We start from the raw sequence: 20,826 nt of genomic DNA on the forward strand, positions 1-20,826 counted from the left end.
ACTTAATAATTAACAATATCTAATTTATCTATATCACTAACATCAGTTCCTGTTATTACTAATATATCATTAGGAAGTATTTGTGTTGAACCATTCGGAATAATTATTTCTCCTTTTCTCTTTATCATAGCTACAAGAATTTCATCTGGTATATCTGCCTCTGAAATTGTTTTATTTACAAAATTACCTGTAACTCCCACACATACTTCCATGAGTTTTGTACTCTTTCCTTCTTGATACATTCTCAATTTATCAAAGTTATTTCCTGTTACAACTAATATATCTCCAGGAATTACTTTTGTAGAACCATTTGGAACAAATACATCTCCTTCTCGTTTTATCATCACTATAAGAATATCCTCTGGTATATTACTATCCATAATAGTTTTATTTGCCAAATTACTATCTTCAGTGATTGATATTTCTATTAGCTTTGTGCTTTTATCTTCTTTATAGTCATTAAATGTTTTAAAAACTGAAGATTCATCATCTATTAGATCTAATTTTAATGCAACTTTAGGTATAAGAGTACCTTGTACTCCAACAGAGAATAATGCTATAAAGAATATAATGTGAAATATATCACTATTAATGGGAACTCCATAAGTTATTGCAAATATGGCAAAAGCTATGGATGCAGCTCCTCTAAGACCTACCCAAGATATAAATATCTGCTGTTTGAAAGGTATTTTGAACCAACTTAGAATACTAAATGTAGCTATAGGTCTTGCTATAAATATCATAAATATAGATATTGCAATGCCTTGCACCATTATATTAGACATTTGAGATGGGTAAGATAATAATCCTAATAAGAAAAATAATATTATTTGCATAAGCCATGATATGCTATCAAAAAATTCAAATATACTTTTTTTGTGAGGAATTTTACTATTCCCAATTATTATTCCTGCTATATATGCACTTAAATAACCATTTCCACCAAATAACTCGCTTAATCCATAAGATAACACTGCAATAGCTGTTACAAATATGGGATAAAACCCATCTATTTCAAAGTTTATATGCCTCAATAAATATATAGTTAATTTGGATAAGACAATAGCTAATATAATCCCTACTACAATCTGACTAAATAGCATTGGTACTATACTTGAATATCCTTTATTAGACATTAATGAAAGTATAATTATAGTTAACATATACGCAAAAGGATCATTACTTCCACTTTCAATTTCTAATATAGATGCAATTGAACCTTTTAGATTTAATTTTTGTGAACGAAGTATAGAGAACACTGAAGCTGCATCTGTAGATGCTACTATAGAACCTATAAGAAGGCTTTCTAACCATGTAGTTTTTAATACGCCATAGCAAAATGCGCCTGTAAGACCTGCTGTTATAACTACTCCTATGGTTGACATTAATATGGATGGAATAGCAATAGGTTTTGCCATCTTCCAGTTTGTACCAAACCCACCAAAAAACATTATAAATATAAGGGCTAAGGTACAAATATCTTTTGTTAATTCAAAATTATTATAGTCAATTCCGAATATGCCATCTGCTCCAAAGACCATGCCCAGTATTATAAATATTAAAAGTATGGGTACCCCAAATTTATATAATACTTTACTGGATGTAACGCAAGTTAATATTACAAGAGCGCTTATAACCATCAATTTTATCATCCTACCACTCCTTTATATATAATTTTTTTATATTATTATACACAATTATAATATAAAAATTATAAGTTAATAGTTTGTCAATTTAATTTTAACTTATTTTTAACTGAGTTTTAACTTAATTTTAACCTTAAATATCTTTTATTGTCAATTTTTGTAATTTTACATACAAAAACCTTCTATTTTTTATAGAAGGTCTCTTGTATTGCACAAAATATTAATTTTAAGGTTATATTTTTAAAGAATCACTAATTAAACCATTTTTATACTAATATTTTTTCTTATTTTTTAGATTCTTTTAATACTTTTTGGGCTGGATATATATTCTTATATATCTCATGTAATTCAGTTACCAATGGTAATCTTGGGTTAGCTGGAGTACATTGATCGTCAAATGCATCTAAAGCTAATTTTTCAATTGCAGCAAAGTAAGTTTCTCTTACTATGCCACATTCTTCTATAGACATTGGTATATTTAGTTTCTTCATTAAATCTCTAATAGCCTCAACTAAACTCTTAACACCTTCTTCAGTTGTATTAGCTTTTAATCCAAGAACTTTTGCTATTTCAGCATACTTCTTATCTGCTACGAAAGATTTATATTTAGGGAATGCAGCAAATTTAGTTGGCATTTGTGCATTGTACTCTATTACGTGTGGTAATAATATTGCATTAGCTCTACCATGTGGTATATGGAACTCAGATCCTAACTTATGAGCTAATGAGTGGTTTACACCTAAGAAAGCATTGGCAAATGCCATCCCTGCCATACAAGATGCGTTGTGCATTTTTTCTCTAGCTTCTCTACCTTCAGCAGTATGTCCACCTTTGTATGATAACGGTAAATATTCAAATACCATTTGTATAGCTTTCATTGCAAGAGCATCTGTATAATCAGTTGCCATTATAGATACATATGCTTCTATTGCATGTGTTAACACGTCAAGTCCTGTATCTGCAGTAACAGCAGCTGGTACAGACATTACAAATTGTGGGTCTATTATAGCTACATCTGGAGTTAACTCATAATCAGCTAATGGGTATTTAACATTATTTACTTTGTCAGTTATAACTGCAAATGAAGTTACTTCTGAACCTGTTCCTGAAGTAGTTGGTATAGCTACCATTTTAGCTTTTCTTCCTAATTTAGGGAACTTATAAACTCTTTTTGTTATATCTGCAAATTTAAGTCTTAAATCTTCAAAGTCTGCTTCTGGATTTTCGTAGAATAACCACATACCTTTAGCTGCATCCATTGCAGACCCCCCACCTAAAGCTATTACTGTGTCTGGCTGGAACTTTCTCATTGCTTCAGCACCATTTAGTACTGTATCTACTGATGGATCTGGTTCTACATCAGCAAATACCTCTATCATTACTGGATTTCTTCTTTTTCTTAATTGATATTCTAATTTATCAACATATCCAAGTTGAACCATCATTCTATCAGTTACAATCATTACTCTTTCAACATTTGGTAGTTTCTCTAAGTATTGTATTGAACCTACTTCATGATATATTCTTTGAGGAACTTTGAACCATTGCATATTAACTCTCCTTTTAGTAACTTTCTTAACATTTATTAAGTTTACAGCAGATACGTTATCTGTGGTTGAGTTATTACCCATTGATCCGCATCCTAAAGTTAATGATGGAGTATTTACGTTGTATATATCTCCTATTGCTCCATGAGTAGATGGTGCATTTACTAAAAGCCTTCCCGTTCTTACTCTATTTGAGAATTCTAATATTACATCATCGTTATTTGAGTGAATAACCGCTGAATGTCCAAGTCCACCAAATTCTGTCATTTCAACACATTTTTGCACTCCTTCTTCAGCATTTTTTACCTTTATACAAGCTAAAACTGGAGATAATTTTTCTTTTGATAATGGATAATCCATTCCAACACCTTCTATTTCAGCAACTAATATTTTAGCATCTTTTGGAACTTCAAATCCTGCCATCTTAGCTATTGTGTATGGACTTTGTCCAACTATATTTGGATTTAATGTTTTAGTTTCTGGATTTATAACTGTTTTTTCTAATAATTCTTTTTCTTTTCCATATACGAAGTGACAGTTGTAATGCTTAAGTAAAGCTACTACTTCATCGTATATACATTCTTCTATTATAACTGCTTGCTCAGAAGCACATATCATTCCGTTATCAAATGATTTAGATAATATTAAATCATTTACTGCTTGTTTTATATCCGCAGATTTTTCTATGAAACAAGGTACATTTCCTGCTCCAACTCCAAGTGCTGGTTTTCCTGCAGAATAAGCAGACTTAACCATTCCCGGTCCACCTGTTGCAAGTATTAATGATACTCCATTATGCTTCATTAATGCACTTGATGCTTCTAATGATGGTATCTCTATCCATTGCACACAATTTTCTGGAGCTCCGGCTTCTATAGCTGCATCTCTTAATATTCTAGCTGCTTCAGCAGAACATTTTTGAGCTGACGGATGAAAACTAAATATTATTGGATTTCTCCCTTTCATAGATATTAAAGTTTTAAACATTGTTGTTGAAGTTGGATTTGTAACAGGAGTTACCCCAGCTACTACACCTATTGGTTCAGCCACCATCATATATCCTTCTTCATCGTTTTCTTCTATTACCCCAACTGTTTTTTTGTATTTTATACTGTTATATATATATTCTGTAGCAAAAATATTTTTTGTTACCTTATCTTCAAATATTCCTCTTCCTGTTTCGTTTACTGCAAATTGAGCAAGTTCTATATGCTTATCAAGTCCGGCTTTTGCCATAGCTGCTACTATCTTATCTACTGATTCTTGATCTAACTTTAACATAGCCTCTTTAGCTATAGTTGCCTTTTCCACTAATTCATTAATCATGCTTTCAACATTTACTTCTTGATTTACAACTTTAACTTTTTTTGTTTCTTTACTCATTTCGAGACTCCCCCTATATAATTATAATGTTAATAAACTTTGTTATATTTTTAACAACTTCTTCATACTATTTATAATAAATTATCTTATTTTACCTGTCAATATATTTGTTAAATTTTTATCAAATTAATATATAAAATTAAATCAATATATATAACACTATCCAAACCCACTTATATTCTAATTTTAAAATTGTATGTTTTTAATTACTAAAAATAAATTATATGCTAATATTAATATTTTATATAGTTTATTTTTTAACAATTAATTTTATTCCAATGAATTTTTATTGAATTTAGTTATAAAAACTTTTAAACTATATATTGTTCTTGAAAATTACTACTAATAAATTTCAATAATTAATATTATCAAAAACTATTAATATGTAAGTTTATTAATGTAGTTATTTAAAGATAATTTACATTTTTAACATGCAACAGGAGGATTTATGAATTACAAATTAATTGCATTAGATATTGATGGAACTTTAATCAATAGTTCACACCAACTTACAGAAGGTGTAAAGAGGTCTATAAAAAAAGCAAAAGAAAAAGGTGTTAAAGTAGTTTTATGTACTGGCAGACCATTAAAAGGTGTTGAAAAATTCATAGATGAATTAAGTCTTAAAGAAGAGGGAGATTATGCTGCTACTTTCAATGGGGCTTTAGTTCAAGATACATTTACTAAAAATCCTGTATCTCACTTAACATTAAAATATGAAGACTTAGTAGATTTATACAATCTAAGCCTTAAAGTTGGGTCTAGAAGTCATTTTTATGATACTAAAACTATTTATACTTTTAATAAAGATATCAGTGATTATACAGTATTTGAATGCCATCTTACTGGAGTTCATTTAAATGTGGCTACATTAGATGAAGTTCCAAAAGATATTGCCATGTCTAAATTTATGATGGTAGATCATCCAGAAATATTAGATGAATGTATAAAAAAAATTCCTAAAGAATACTACGAAAAATATACTATAGTAAGAAGCACTCCTTCATTTTTAGAATTCTTAAATCCAAATGCCAATAAAGGTAATGGTATTTCACTTCTTGCCCAAGAGCTTGGTATAAAAAAAGGTGAAATCATCTGTGTTGGAGATGCAGAAAATGATAAACATATGATAGAATATGCAGGACTTGGAGTTGCCATGGGAAATTCTACAAGAGAAATAAAAGACTTAGCAGATTATATTACTCTTTCTAATGATGAAGATGGAGTTGCTCATGTTATAAATAAATTCATACTAGAAGAAAGATAACTTTAGCAGGAACTACTATATATAAGTTTTAGTAGTTCCTTTTTATATAGTAGTTGTAGACATAATTATAAAATAATTGTAAAATATTCATTGTTATAATTTGCCAAAATACATTCAAAAGGAGCTTATATAATGGAGAATAATAATTCTACAGACATATATAAATTATTTTTAGAAAATATACCTTATCCTGTATGGATACAAGACATTGACACAAAAATAATTTTTATAAATGATCATTATGAAAATTTATATAACGTAAAAGCATGTGATGTCATTGGAAAAAAAACTGTTGATGTATTATCTAAAGAAAAGTCTGATACTTATAATGAACAACTTAAAAATACATTAATAACAAAAAAAGTCACTATTTCTGAAGTACTTATTAAAGGTTTATACTTTAGAACTTATATATTTCCTATTCTTGACATAAAACAAGAAACACAAGGTATTGCAGGCATAGTTATTGATATAAATGAAAAAAAGCAAAAACAATTAGAATTAATACATCAAAAGAATATTTTAAGAACTATTATAGATACACTTCCTGAGGCAATTTTTTACAAAGATGAAAATTCCAAATATTTAGGTTACAATAAGGCCTTTTTAAATAACTTTAAAAATTTTCACAATTGTAATTTATTGGATGATGATAGTCTATTAAAAAAAACTGACTTAGATTTAATGCATAACAAACATAGAGCCATGAACTTCTATAAGCAAGACAAAAAAATTTTAAAAACTAAAAAACCAATTAGTTTTGAAAATTGTTATAGGCACCCTGACGGTCATATTATAACTGAGGAAAGCATAAAAACACCCATAATTGACGAATCTGGGAATATCCGTGGTATAGTGGGAATATCAAGGGATATAACTCAACATAAAACATTAGAAGAGAAGTTAAGATATTTAAGTGAAATAGATGCACTTACTGATCTTTATAACAGAAATAGTTTTGAGGAAAAAATAAAAAAACTTAATAAAACAAAATATCATCCTCTAGGTATAATAATGGGCGATGTTAATGGATTAAAATTAATTAATGATACCCTTGGTCATTTAGAAGGTGATAATTTGCTAAGAAGTATCTCTAATGTTTTAAGGTCCTCTTGCAGCGAAAGCGAATATGTTTTTAGATGGGGTGGAGATGAATTTATCATTCTTATTCCTAATGCTGATGAGTTAAAATGTGATAAATTAATAAAAAAAATTTTAAATGATTGTAAAAAATATAATTATAAATATATGCAACTTAGTATTTCTTTGGGAACTGTAGTTAAATATGAGATTGATGATAATATTTATGATTGCATAAACAAGGCTGAAGAAAAGGTTTATCGCCATAAATTATTGGATAATAAAAGTATTAAAAGATCTATTATGGATTCTTTACTAAAAAGTCTAGAAGAAAAAAACTTAGAAACTAATGAACATGCCAAAAGAGTAACTAAATATGCCTTAGCTTTGGGACAAAAGTTAAACTTTAAAATTTCAGAATTAGATGAATTAATTCTCGTAGCTAGATTACATGATATTGGTAAAATAGGCATTTCCGAAGATATATTATTAAAACCAGGTTCCCTTACTAGTGAAGAATTCGAAATAATGAAAACCCATACAGAAAAGGGGTATCGCATTATAAATGCATCTAGTGAACTATATACTGTTGCAAAATGCGTTCTTACACATCATGAAAGGTGGGATGGCAAGGGCTATCCTCTTGGACTTAAAGGAGATGAAATCCCCTTGGTATCTAGAATAATTAATATTGCTGATTCTTTTGATGTGATGACTAATAATAGACCTTATAAAAATACAAAAAGTAAAAATGAAGCTATAAAAGAGCTCCAAAGGTGCGCTGGAACACAATTTGATCCTACTTTAGTATATTATTTCATAGAATATATTAATGATATAGAGGAATAATTCCCCTATATCATTTTTAATTTTATAACTTTTTAAGTTGTATTCTATAGTATTTTCAGATTACTTCTAATTCTTTAGCTTTGTTAATTATTTATATATTTTTCAAAAACATATCCAAAATCTTTGTTATTATAATTTTCTCTTATATCGCTCATCCAGCTAAAATTAAATTTAGTAATTTCCTCTATCATATTAGCAGTATTACCCTCCATACGAGATCTACTTATAGCATCATTTGCCATGTCTAAGCTTTTCATTCCATATTCATAAGACTGTTTATTTTTATGTTGTATTTTCCCAATTTCAAATAAAGCTTTATATAAATCTTTTAATTGTTCTATTTGTTTTTTATCAACATCTATACTAAAATAATTGTCTGCAAAACTAAATTTTATTTCAACATCTAAATCTACTGTTCCTGCTGTTTCTAGTGTTACCGAATGAACATTTTCACTACGAAACTCATGTCTTTTTACTACTCTTTTCTTACTTACAGCAGATGCACCATCAACATGTATTAATCCTCTATTTGTAAATACATACTCATCTGATTTTGATTTTATAACAAAGTAGATTTTCTCCCCATCTTCATTCATTATATAATCATCTCCATCAACTTTGTTAAAGTCCTTTGGATCTATTATCTTACCTATATCAGATAAACCTAATGTATCTGCTGCCATTTTTCCAAATATATTGCCTGCCATATTGTCCTCCAAGTTATTTAATTTTTTAATACATTTATATTATATCATGTTAATATTTCTATTCAATCATGATAATTTTAACATTAATTATAGGACAAATTTCATCGAAATGTATTATTTTATATGTTTCATTTAGACAACTATGTTTACTTTAAAATACAGGTATTACAATTCCATTATATTTAGATTCTATAAGTTCTCTGCATTTATCAGATGTAAGAACTTCTTCTAGCACTTTTATTGTTTCACTATTTTTGTCTTCTACTCTATATACAAGCAAATTAGCATATTCATCATTTATGGGTGCTGTATAAATTCCATCTTCCTTTGCACTAAGTCCTGCAGGTATAGCATAAGTTGTATCCACAAATCCAGCTGTAACATCTTCTAATGATGGAGGTATTTGGGCCACATCTAATTGAACAAATTCTAAATTTTTTGGATTTTTAGTAATATCATTAACACCAACTATATCACCTTCTATTAGAGTTATTAATCCTTCACTCTCCAAATATCTTAAAGACTTTGATGCTGAGGCAGCATTATCACTTATGGCAATCTTGTCTCCACTTTTAAATTCCTCAATAGAATTTATTTTCTTGGAATATAATACTCCTGGACAAACATATAGTTTAGATCCTGCCATTATTTTATATCCCTTACTTTTTACTGCCTCATCTAAATAAGGCTTATGTTGAAATAAATTTGCATCAATTTCTCCATTATTTAATGATTCATTAGGTAATACATAATCATTAAATATTACAACCTCTAACTTATATCCTTTTTCTTCTATAAGTGGTTTTAACTCTTCTAATAATTCTCCACCAGGAACTAATGTAGCTCCCACTTTAATTATTTTATCCTCTTTAGATTCAGGCGATGAATTTGAGCATCCAACTAACGATGCACATAATACTGCACTTAGTGCTAAGTTTAATAATTTTTTTAATTTCATAATAATGTTCCCCCTTAAATTTGTAGTAAAATAAAAATCTCTGTAGCTCCTCCATTACTTGAAATTCCATCCATATAAAATAAAAAAACTTGAGTATAAACTCAAGTTTTAATAGCGAATTTATACTTATCTTTCAGTAAATATACTGCAGGATTTAGCACCATGTATATAAAAATATACTGGTTGCCGGGTTTCATAGGGCCAGTCCCTCCACCACTCTAGATAAGAGATATTTATTTTTTAATTTGATAATTATAGTAACACCATTCTTTTTTAAAGTAAATTATATAATTTAATTTTTATACTTTTATTTATTTTTCATATTAGCTTCCTATTTTTATTATTTTATCTTTTATCTTGTTAGCAAATCCTATATCATGAGTTATTATCAAAATTGCCATGCCTTTTGACTTTAAATTTCTTATTATTTGAGAAACTTTCTCTATTGAATCCACATCTAGTGCTGATGTTGGTTCGTCAAAACAAAGAATTTTTGGCGTTAATGCACAAGCTCTTGCTATGGCAACCCTTTGACATTGTCCTCCAGATAATTCATAAGGATAAGCATTTATTTTTTCTTCTAAATCTACCATTTTCAAAATTTCTTTTGCTTCTTTTATTGCATTTTCTTTAGATTTTTTCAATACATTTACTGGAGCTGATATTATATTTTCTAAAACAGACATATGTGGAAATAAATTAAAATTTTGAAATACCATTCCTGTTTTATTTCTATTTTTTAATATATGATTTTTATCTTTCATTACACAATTATCTAATATTATTTCTCCATCATCAAAATCTTCAAGACCATTTATGCATCTAAGAATCGTAGTTTTACCTACACCTGATTTTCCTAAAAGTACGCATACTTCCCCACTGTTTACTTCAAAATTTATATTATCTAGTACTTTATTATTTCCAAAGGATTTAGTTAAATTTTTCACTTGTAACATAATTTTTCTCCCATCTTTTTATCTATAATACGCATACTTGTTTTCAAATTTTTTAAACATAATTGTCAAAATTCCAACTAAAACTAAATACACTGCCCCAGCTTCTATTAAGGGAACTATACTTGCCTGTTGATTTTGTGCTATTTGAGCGATTCTCAATATATCATTTAACCCTATTGCATAAACTATAGCAGTGTCTTTAATTAAAGTTATTACTTCATTTGACATGGCAGGTAACACTCTTTTTATGACTTGTGGAAAAATTATTTTTCTGTACATTTCAAATTTACTAAATCCTAGTACAAAAGCACCTTCATATTGACCTTTGTCTATAGATTGAATTCCACCTCTAAATATTTCAGCAAAATAAGCTGCATAGTTTAATGAAAATGCTACGATTACTGCATCAAATCTGTCAAATATTATTCCCATTAAAGGAAGACCGAAAAATACAAATACAAGTTGTAATAATAAAGGTGTTCCTCTCATAATTAATATATATATATTTGCCATTTGGCTTATCATTTTATTTTTAGATAATCTTATAAAAGCTATCATAATTCCAAGTGGTACTGATATTATCAATGTTATAAAAAACACTGATAATGTAATTTTTAATCCTTCTAGCATTATATAATTTCCTCCTTGTTTTTTCCTTAATTTTTATATCTTAATCAGCTTTGCCAAACCATTTTTTATAAATTTCATCAAAAGTTTTATCTTCTTTTATTTTTTTTATTGTCTTATTTACCTTGTTTCTAAGCTCAGTATCATCTTTTCTAAATGCAACAACATAATCTTCTGTTCCAAAATTATCATCTAATATCTTATATTTTTCTTCACCTTTTTTACTTATATAATATTTAACTAAAGTTTCATCTCCAACTATTGCATTTATTCGTCCTGCTTCCAAATCCCTAAAAACTTTATCAAAAGTATCATATAATACTGGTGAGCCATCTAAGCTTTTTAATACTTTTGTATCTTTTTCTAAAGCTTCTTGACCCGCAGATCCTTGTTGAGTTCCTATTATTTTACCTTTTAAATCCTCTTTCTTTTTAATTGGTGAATCTTTTAGAGTTACTATAAGCTGACTATTTTTCATATATGCATCTGTATAAGCAACTTTTTCTTTTCTCTCTTCGGTCAATGAGTATCCATTCCATATGGCATCTATATTTCCTGAATTTAATTCAGTTTCTTTCATCGACCAGTCTATGTTTTGAAATTTCACATTCATATTTAGTATCTTGAAAGTTTCTGTGGCTAAATCCACATCAAAACCCACTGTGTTTCCATTGTCATCTAAATATCCCATAGGAAAATATGTATTATCATATCCTACTACTATTTCATTATCATTTGAACCTACATCTTTTTTATTACACCCTACTACCCCTATCATAATTACTAAAACTGATAATCCCATTGTTAATTTTTTTAATACCTTTTTCATTTTTTTCTCCTCCTAATAATTTAATTTTTATTTATTATTGCAATAAAAAAACCACATAGGCTAATACCTATGTGGTTAATATTTATAATATATATTCCACCATAGATATAAGCCTTTTTAATAGCACTAAAAGGGCTTGTATCTATGAATTAAATTTCATAATTTACAATCCCTTGGTTCTATGATGGTGATGATGAAGTTGTATATTTAATTTTATTATAATTGTTGAATTTTTCATAACACCATTTCTCCTATTCTTAATATTTGTCTAAATTAATTTTTTTATTTGTAATTAATAGTAATATTAATATTTGGAATTGTCAAATATTTTTTATTTTAAATTTATCTTCACGTAGTAAATATTCGTTATTATCTTGATCTTTAAATGTAAATAATTTAGCATAAGGCATTGTTACTATTTGGGTAACTTCAACACCTTTAGCTTTCATTTCTTTATACGCATTATCCAAATCTTCTGTGCTTAATATAACTGTTTTGTAGTCTGTATTAGAATTTGGATATTTAGTTTTCATAAGGTTTTTATCATATAAAACTATAGTTACCCATTCACTTTCTTTAGGTGCAACTTCTATCCATCTTAAAGGTCTTTCTGTTTCATCTATCTTTGTTACAAAGTTTAATTTTTCAGTCCAGAATTTCTTAGCTTCATCTTGATTATTTACATATATTGTTACTTTAGCTATTTTATTTATCATTTTGCATCTCCTCAAATATATTTCTTTATTAACAATACATTTAAAAATCTATTACATTAATAAAATAAATTTAAATTAACATAATAGATTTTTATTTATATAAGTTCCTATATACTATTTTCTTTTTTTGTTTTATTGGCACAATAAATAACATAAATTACTACTATAGCAAGATATGGCAACATTTGAACAAACTCTATTGGAAGTTTTCCTCCCTGTAAATAGTTACTCATACTTTCTGTAAATCCAAATAAACTTGAAGTTAAAAGTCCCACAACTGGATTTGATCCTGCCATAGCTTGAGTAGCTAATGCAATATATCCTCTTCCTGATGTCATGCCTGCTGAGAATAATGTTACATATCCCATAGATAAGAATGCTCCACCAAGAGCTGCTAAAGCACCACTCATTGTTAAAGCTATATATTTAACTCTATTAACACTAATACCTACAGATTCTGCAGCTTCTGGACTTTCTCCAACAGCCTTGATCCTAAGACCTAATTTTGTATATTTGAACATTATCCAAACAAGTAATACTAATATTAATGCCAAATAAGTTAATATGTTGTGACCTGATAATATATTACCTACTATCGGTATATTTTCTATTATAGGTATATTTATATTAGGTAAAACTAAAGAATTTAAAGAGGTTGATGCTCCCTTATCTCCTGTTAATAAATATAAACCAAATACAGTCATACCTGATGCCATTAAGTTTAATGATATACCGGATATTATTATATTTGATTTTAATTTAAGAGCAAAATAAGCAATTATATTACTCATTATTATTCCTGAAATCACTGCAAATACTAAACCTACAAAGGCACTTTGTGTAAAGTGACTTGCTGCAACTCCAACAAATGACGCCGTTAACATTGTACCTTCTAAGGCTATATTTCTAGCTCCTGCACGAGCTGCTATCATAGCTCCTAAAGTTGTTAAAAGTATAGGAGTTGTAGATCTTATAACAGCAAACCAGAAACCATCTTTTAATAAGATGTCAAATAGAGCTTCCATTACTTGTCTCCCCCTTTGCTTTCATTATTTGCCAAAGCTAATTGGCTTTCTTTTCTTTGTTTTATAAAGTATAAGAATCTTTCAGCTGTAACTAAAAGAATTATTACACCTTGTATCAGAGCAACTATTTCATTTTGCACATCTGTTTGTCTTGACATTATATCTGCACCAACACGCACATACGATAAGAAAAATGCTGCAACTGGTATGAATATTGGGTTATTAGATGAAAGTATAGATATTATAACTCCATCCCATGCATATGTTGGAGCTTGAGCCCATTGAAAACGTCTATACATGCCTAATTTTTCTATTGCTCCACCTATTGCTGCAATAAATCCTGATATAAATGAAGTATAAAGTATACATCTTTTAGTATTTATTCCTGAGTATCTTGCAAACTCCGGGTTGGAACCTACTATTCTTATTTCATAGCCCCATTTAGTACGAGTTAGGAAAATATATAATAATATACAAACTACAATAGCTATTATAAATCCACTGTGAAGTCTTGTCCCACTGACAATAGTAGAAAGTTGAGCGCTACTTAAAAACTTAAGTGAAGCAAAGTTTGAAGCCTGTCTATCTGCTAAAAATTTATTTATTATATAAAGCCCTGCGTAGAAAAATACATAATTAAGCATTAATGAAGTAACAAGCTCATTTGCTTTGTATTTAACTTTGCAAAATGCCGGTATACTTCCTATAATTCCACCTATGAAACCTGCTATAACTATGGCAACCATAGGATGAACTCCAGCTGGTAGTGGTATCATTATAGCTACAAATGATGCTATAACAGCTCCCATATAGAAAGATGCATCTGTTATCATTGAGAAGTTTCCTGATTTAAAAACTAAACTTAATGATAAACCTGTAAACATTAAAGGTACCATCATTTCAAGTACGTTGAATAGATATCTTTTTGAACTTACTGGTCCTAAAAGTAAAGTAGATAATGCTTTAGCTGGATTTTCACTAACTAAAAATATTATTCCACTTGTTATAATAAGTGCTATACATATAGCAGCAAATAATCTTAATAAATCGAAATATTTAAGTATATTAAACTTTTTGTCTTTATGCATAATAGGCACCTCCGATTACTTCCTCACTATCATGCTTAACTCCTAGCATGTAAAGACCTAATTCTTCTTCAGTTACATTTTTAGCATCCTCTATGTAACCTACTATTTTACCTTCGTGCATAACAATTATGCTATCACTTAAAGATAAAACTTCTCCTAAATCTGATGATACAAGAAGTATAGCTTTTTTAGCTTCTCTCATATCTAATATTTTATGTCTTATAAATTCTATGGCTCCAACGTCAATTCCACGAGTTGGTTGGTTAACTATTAAAAGATCTGAATCATATAAAAATTCACGTCCTACTATAACTTTTTGTATATTTCCTCCAGATAAATCTTTTATAGGTTGTTTTGTGTTATCATGTTTAACTATAAATTCCTTTACTAAATTAGTTGTAAATTCTCTTACTTTCCTTAAATCTAGTAATCCCTTTTTGCTTAATTCTTTTGATGCATATATTTTAGATATAGCATTATCTTCTATTGAAAGATTTGGAGCACTACCAAAATATAATCTATCTTCAGATACATGAGATATTCCCATTTCTTGTCTTTTTAATATAGATTCTTTTGTAATATCTTTATCTTTTAACGATATTTTCCCACTTACTATATCAATAGTTCCTATTATGGCATTTACAAGTTCTGATTGTCCGTTTCCTTCTATACCTGCAACTCCTAATATTTGTCCTTCTCTTACTGTAAAGCTCATATTATCTACTACCACATTCTTAAATTGATTTTTAACTGTTAAATTATCAATTTTCAAAACTGTATTTTTAAATTTACCCTCTGTTTTTTCAATATTTAAATCAACATCACGACCTACCATTAATTTAGATATTTCTTGTTCAGAAAGCTCACTAACTGAGTAAGTTCCCATGGTTCTACCATCTCTTAAAACTGTTAATCTATCACAAAGTTCTTTTATTTCATGAAGTTTATGAGATATAAATATTATTGTGTATCCTTCTTTTTTTAGTAATTTTAATTGTTTAAATAACTCTTCTATCTCTTGTGGTGTAAGTACTGCAGTTGGTTCATCTAGAATTAATATTTTTGCACCTCTATATAATGCTTTTAATATTTCTAGTTTTTGTTTCATTGCTATTGAAATGTCTTTTACCTTAGCTCTTGCATCAACTTTTAAATTATATTTCGTTGAAATTTCTTCTGTCTGTTTTATGGCTTCTTCTATATTTATAAATCCTGATTTCGAAGTTTCATGACCTAAAATTAAGTTTTCTGCCACACTTAAAGAAGGCACCAACATAAAATGCTGATGCACCATACCTATACCTTTTTCTAAGGCTTGTTTAGATGAAGAAAAATTTACGATTTCTCCATTTACATATATATCACCACTAGTTTGCGGCATCATTCCAAATAACATTTTCATTAAAGTTGATTTTCCTGCACCATTTTCACCTATAAGTGCATGAATTTCGCCTTCATTTATAGCAATACTTACATTGTAGTTTGCAACTATACCTCCAGGATATACTTTTGTTAAATTGCTTACTTTTAATATTTCTTTTGTCATTTAACACACTCCTGATCTCTAATATTTAATAAGGGAGTAACATTTTTGATACACCCTTATTTTTAGTTAATAGATTTTATTTAGCTGAATTTATTATTTCTTTTAATTTAGATTCTTTCATACCTATTGCAGATTTAACCTCTATTTTACCATCTTTTAATTCTTTAGATATTTCAGCGACTTTATTTCTTATTTCTTCACTTATAGTAGAATTATATATATCATTTTCAGCTAATTCTACAACTCCTTCTTTAGCTCCTAAAACACTATGGCTATTAAATTCTAATGCATTATCTAAGAAAGATTCCATAGTTAAAACTAATGAGTTGTCTACTCTTTTTAATGCTGATGATATTATATATTTTTGTTCTTCTTTTCCTTCATAAGCTAAAGCTTGGTCACTATCTACACCTATAACATATTTTTTAGAATCTCTAGCTGCTTCTACTGATCCTGCTGAAGCTGGCCCAGCAGCTGTAAATACTACATCCGCTCCGTTTGAATATTGCGCTAATGTTAATTCTTTAGCTTTTGCTGTATCCGTAAAAGAACCTACATAAGCCACTTCAATCTTCATATCCTTATCTACAAACTTAGCTCCTTCTATATACCCTACTAAGAAGTCATTTATAACTGCTGATGTATCTCTAGCTCCCACAAACCCTACAACTTTTTCTTTATTAGCAAGTTCCATATCGCTTGTAGTAACTAAAGCTGCTAAAGTACCAGCTAAGAATCCTGCTTCATTTTGCTTATATGTCATTGAATATACATTTTCTAAATTATATTCATCATAATTTACATCTGTATCATATACTAAGAATTTCTTCTTTGGATAAAGTTCTGCAGTATTTTCAACATGCTCTTTCATATCCCAACCACCAGTTATTATAACATCAGCATCTGATTCTGATGCATCTATTAAAGCTGGCTCAAACTTAGTTTGATCAAATCCCATTTCTACAACTTCAACATCAACCTTATCACCAAATTGTTTTTCTATCTTTTCCGCTCCAGCATTAGCTGAATCATTTATCCCTTTATCTCCTAAGGCACCTGTTACTAATAACTTAACGCTTACTTTATCAGAATCAGAAGCTGTATCTTCTCCTCCTGCACCACATCCTACTAAAAAAGTAGCACTTAATCCTATTGCTAATAGCGTTGATAATATTTTTTTCTTAAACATTTACTAATCCTCCCAGTTATAAACTTGTGTATTGTTTGTATCATTTAATAATTCTATATATTGATCAAAGTTAAGCTTCTGCTCGAACTTCGATAATATTTCTTTTGTTTTTTTACCCTCATCTTTTAACAAATCTATAACTGATGATGTAAGGTATTTCATTGGTAATTCATAGGCTAAATATTTATCTTTTGTTCTAAAATCGTTACCATGAATTCTTCCAGCAAATCCTGAAACTCCTATTTGAACCGTTGGCATTATATAAGATAAATCTCCTATATCTCCGCTGGCAAAAGAGTGGCAATCTTTAAGAATTTTATCTTCACCTATAAACTTTAACATATTGTGCTTTAATACTTCTGTAAGATTCTCATCTTGTGTAAGAGGTAAATATCCTCCTGTATTTGAAATCTTAACTTGAGCTCCAAGTGCCAATGCTCCACCTTTTATTGCTCTATTTACTTTAGTATCCACATCCATTATTGCATCTAAAGTCTTTGCTCTTATGTACATATCTAATACTACTTTCTCTGGAACACTATTAACACTTGCTCCACCTTCACTTATTACATAATGAACCCTTACTGTATCCTCTTCTTTAAACGTTTCTCTTAAATAAGCTATTGCATTTAATGCTACATTTGCTGCATTTAGTGCATTTACTCCATCCCATGGATTAAGACCTGCATGAGATGCAACTCCTTTAAAAGTAATTTTTTTACCTAAAAATCCATTTAGACTAGAATTTATCTCTGTATAATATTTATCATTAGGCGGCATAGAGTGGCATGATATTATTAAATCAATATCATTAAATGTATTTAGCCTTACCATCTCTTGCTTACCTGACATATAAGATATTTTATTATCTTCAATTAAATTTTCACGATAATTGAAATCACAGTATTCTTCTGCAGGTGTTGCTATAAATGAAATTTTCCCACCTAATTCATTTAAAATTTTAGATTCTTTTATCGCAATAAATGTACCTAGTATTATACCTATTTGAGCATAATGACCACATGAGTGAGCACATTTATCTTTTTTACCTAAATACTTATGATCTGTACTAGGAACAGAATCTATTTCACATAAAAGGCATATATGAGGGCCTTCTTTACCAGAATCTAACGTAGATTTGATTCCTGTTATAGCTATATCATTTTTATAATCAATATTATACTTATCAAATGCTTTGCAAATTAATTTATTAGTTTCGAACTCTTTAAAACCAAGTTCAGGATTTTTAAATATGTCTTCACCTAAATTAATCATTTCATTTTTTATTGAATTTATTACATTCCAAATTATTTTATCCATAACACACCTCAACACGAACTATTATTTTTTTCATTTTCGTTTAGTTCGTTTTATGTTTTCATTATATCATGTTTCAATTGATTTTCAATATAATTCGTGTTTTTTCTATTATTTTCTTATTATTTTCTTATTTTTTACACTTCCCACCATTGCAAAGGTTATCTTTCGAACATTCAATAAACTAACACTTATAAAATCCAACAAAAAAGAACCTGATAATTAGTCAGATTCCTTATTTTTTCATTTTTTACTCGAATTTTATTTTTTTATTTTTTTATTCGTTCGTGTTTATTTTATATTAATTCATTTTGCAGCTTATATTCATAAACTCAAAATTTTCCACATCAAATAATCCTTTATCTGTAAGTTTTATATTAGGTATTACTGGTAGCGCTAAAAATGCCAAAGTCAAGAATGGATCTATATCTTTGCTAACCTTTAACGAATTATAAGCTACATCTACTAATTTACTAAATTTACAGTCCACATACTCTATACTTTTATTACTCATTAATCCACCTATATTTAAAGACAAGGTTCCTAAAATCTTATTAAAAGATGAAATTGCTATTCCTCCATCCATACTTATAACTGTGTTCACAGCATTTACTATATCTTCATCATTATCACCCACAACTATAATATTGTGTGAATCATGTGATATTGTTGTTGCTATGGCTCCATTTTTCAATTTAAAGTTTTCTACTAATCCTATACCTATATTTCCTGTATTTTTATGTCTTTCTATTACTGCTAACTTTAATATATCTTTTTCATTATCATATTCAAACTTATTATGAACAATATTAACCTTAGCCTTTGATTTTTCAGTTATCAAGCTATGAGGCTTTAATGAAATAATATTTACTACTTCTTCTCCTCTTTCCTTTTCAAAATATATTTGTATGTCTTCTTTATCAATTTTAGAAATATGAACAGTTTTTAATACTTTTGAAAAGTCATTTTCCTTAGTTGTAAATAAAGGCATTTTTTCTTTCCCCACTAATTTGCCATCCTTATAAACTTCTTCTATATTAAAGTTTTCTAAGTCATCAAATACTATTATATCCGCCTTATATCCTGGAGCTATAGCCCCAATATCTTTTAAATTATAACAGTTAGCTGGATTTATAGTTGCCATTTGTATTGCTATTATAGGGTCTATTCCATTTTTTATTGCTAATTTAACATTATAGTCTATATGACCTTCTTTTAATAAATCTTCTGGGTGTTTGTCATCCGTACATAATAAAATTCTTTGATAGTTATATTGATTAACACCATTTATAAGGTTTTTAAGGTCTTTAGTTGCTGAACCTTCCCTTATCATAACATACATGCCTAGTCTTAATTTTTCCAGCATTTCTTCTTTTGTTGTACATTCATGATCTGTATTTACTCCGCTTAAAACATATGCATTTAAGCCTTCTCCTTTTATACGAGGAGCATGGCCATCTACTCTTTTTTTGTTTTTGTAAGCTAAATTTAGCTTGTCCATTACATCTTTATCTTTATATATTACCCCAGGATAATTCATCATCTCACCTAAACCTAAAACTCTTGGATGATTTATATATTTTTCCAAATCATTAGCTTTAAGAACTGCTCCTGAATTTTCAAAATTAGTTGCTGGCACACATGATGGTAACATCACATATGTATTTAAAGGTAATTCTTCACTTGAATTTAATATATATTCTATTCCATCAAGACCACAAACATTAGCTATTTCGTGGGGATCTGTTATTATTGTTGTAGTTCCTCTTGGTACTATAACTTTTGAAAACTCACCTGGTGATAGCATAGATGACTCAATATGAACGTGGGAATCTATAAGGCCCGGTGCTATATATTTCCCTTTTAAGTCTATATTAGTGTCTCCTGTATATTCTCCAATTCCTACTATTATCCCATCATGTACTGCCACATCTCCAGTTACAATTTCATGTGTAAATACATTAACTATATTTGCATTTCTTAATACTAAATCTGGATTTTTATTTTTCATTGATCTGTCTATTAATTCACTAATGTACATAATACTCTCCCAACTATCAAATATTTTTTAAATCCTATAATATCACATTTATCTT

16 protein-coding genes and 1 riboswitch are annotated in these 20,826 nt (G+C 28.6%); of the genes, 2 read left to right on the forward strand and 14 right to left on the reverse strand.

The genetic code is table 11. The annotated features are described in order from the left end of the window. Nucleotides 1-2: 2 nt before the first annotated feature. Entirely contained in the window at nt 3-1,652 is a 1,650-nt protein-coding gene (locus tag TEGL_RS15170) for a potassium/proton antiporter (RefSeq protein WP_018589923.1), read from the reverse strand. A gap of 278 nt (nt 1,653-1,930) precedes the next feature. Continuing rightward, a complete protein-coding gene (adhE, locus tag TEGL_RS15175; RefSeq protein WP_018589924.1) occupies nt 1,931-4,576 on the reverse strand; it encodes a bifunctional acetaldehyde-CoA/alcohol dehydrogenase in 2,646 nt (881 codons plus the stop codon). A gap of 448 nt (nt 4,577-5,024) precedes the next feature. On the opposite strand from adhE, the gene yidA reads away from it, so the two are divergent. Together yidA and TEGL_RS15185 are read left to right on the forward strand one after the other, a co-directional pair. Then, nucleotides 5,025-5,843: a sugar-phosphatase gene (gene yidA / locus TEGL_RS15180; RefSeq protein WP_018589925.1), complete on the forward strand. Its 819-nt coding sequence runs from the start codon at nt 5,025-5,027 to the stop codon at nt 5,841-5,843. A 132-nt stretch (nt 5,844-5,975) separates the two neighbouring features. Continuing rightward, nucleotides 5,976-7,772 (forward strand): sensor domain-containing diguanylate cyclase/phosphohydrolase, encoded by a 1,797-nt coding sequence (locus TEGL_RS15185; RefSeq protein WP_018589926.1) that lies wholly within the window; start codon nt 5,976-5,978, stop codon nt 7,770-7,772. Nucleotides 7,773-7,855: 83 nt separating this feature from the next. Here TEGL_RS15185 and TEGL_RS15190 read toward each other — a convergent pair whose 3' ends face one another. The 12 genes from TEGL_RS15190 to ade form a co-directional block, all read right to left on the reverse strand. Continuing rightward, nucleotides 7,856-8,479, reverse strand: coding sequence for a PH domain-containing protein (locus TEGL_RS15190; protein ID WP_018589927.1), 624 nt, complete (start codon nt 8,477-8,479; stop codon nt 7,856-7,858). Nucleotides 8,480-8,630: 151 nt separating this feature from the next. Continuing rightward, nucleotides 8,631-9,437 carry a MetQ/NlpA family ABC transporter substrate-binding protein gene (locus TEGL_RS15195; RefSeq protein WP_018589928.1) on the reverse strand — a complete coding sequence of 269 codons (807 nt, stop codon included), beginning with the start codon at nt 9,435-9,437 and terminating at the stop codon, nt 8,631-8,633. A 123-nt stretch (nt 9,438-9,560) separates the two neighbouring features. Next, a riboswitch (SAM riboswitch) is annotated at nt 9,561-9,666 on the reverse strand. A 94-nt stretch (nt 9,667-9,760) separates the two neighbouring features. Continuing rightward, nucleotides 9,761-10,393 (reverse strand): amino acid ABC transporter ATP-binding protein, encoded by a 633-nt coding sequence (locus tag TEGL_RS15200; RefSeq protein ID WP_018589930.1) that lies wholly within the window; start codon nt 10,391-10,393, stop codon nt 9,761-9,763. A gap of 18 nt (nt 10,394-10,411) precedes the next feature. Next, nucleotides 10,412-11,023: an amino acid ABC transporter permease gene (locus tag TEGL_RS15205; protein ID WP_018589931.1), complete on the reverse strand. Its 612-nt coding sequence runs from the start codon at nt 11,021-11,023 to the stop codon at nt 10,412-10,414. Nucleotides 11,024-11,063: 40 nt separating this feature from the next. After that, complete coding sequence (locus TEGL_RS15210) at nt 11,064-11,849, reverse strand: amino acid ABC transporter substrate-binding protein (protein WP_018589932.1); 786 nt, start codon at nt 11,847-11,849, stop codon at nt 11,064-11,066. 320 nt (nt 11,850-12,169) lie between these two features. Then, nucleotides 12,170-12,565 (reverse strand): VOC family protein, encoded by a 396-nt coding sequence (locus tag TEGL_RS15215; RefSeq protein WP_018589933.1) that lies wholly within the window; start codon nt 12,563-12,565, stop codon nt 12,170-12,172. Nucleotides 12,566-12,672: 107 nt separating this feature from the next. Beyond that, the gene (locus TEGL_RS15220; RefSeq protein WP_018589934.1) at nt 12,673-13,590 is read right to left on the reverse strand and encodes an ABC transporter permease; all 918 of its coding nucleotides are present in this window, start codon (nt 13,588-13,590) and stop codon (nt 12,673-12,675) included. After that, on the reverse strand, nt 13,590-14,678 hold the full coding sequence (locus TEGL_RS15225) for an ABC transporter permease (protein ID WP_018589935.1): 1,089 nt from the start codon (nt 14,676-14,678) through the stop codon (nt 13,590-13,592). The genes TEGL_RS15220 and TEGL_RS15225 overlap by 1 nt, the downstream gene beginning before the upstream one ends. Then, nucleotides 14,671-16,224 (reverse strand): ABC transporter ATP-binding protein, encoded by a 1,554-nt coding sequence (locus TEGL_RS15230; protein WP_018589936.1) that lies wholly within the window; start codon nt 16,222-16,224, stop codon nt 14,671-14,673. Before TEGL_RS15230 ends, TEGL_RS15225 begins: the two co-directional genes overlap by 8 nt. A 76-nt stretch (nt 16,225-16,300) precedes the next feature. Continuing rightward, nucleotides 16,301-17,413, reverse strand: a complete 1,113-nt coding sequence (locus TEGL_RS15235) for a BMP family ABC transporter substrate-binding protein (RefSeq protein WP_018589937.1) — start codon at nt 17,411-17,413, stop codon at nt 16,301-16,303. Nucleotides 17,414-17,416: 3 nt separating this feature from the next. Then, entirely contained in the window at nt 17,417-18,733 is a 1,317-nt protein-coding gene (locus tag TEGL_RS15240; RefSeq protein WP_018589938.1) for an amidohydrolase, read from the reverse strand. Nucleotides 18,734-19,031: 298 nt separating this feature from the next. After that, nucleotides 19,032-20,771: an adenine deaminase gene (gene ade, locus TEGL_RS15245; protein WP_018589939.1), complete on the reverse strand. Its 1,740-nt coding sequence runs from the start codon at nt 20,769-20,771 to the stop codon at nt 19,032-19,034. Nucleotides 20,772-20,826: the final 55 nt, after the last annotated feature.

This window comes from Terrisporobacter glycolicus ATCC 14880 = DSM 1288 (genome assembly GCF_036812735.1).
GTDB classification, from domain to species: Bacteria; Bacillota; Clostridia; order Peptostreptococcales; family Peptostreptococcaceae; genus Terrisporobacter; species Terrisporobacter glycolicus.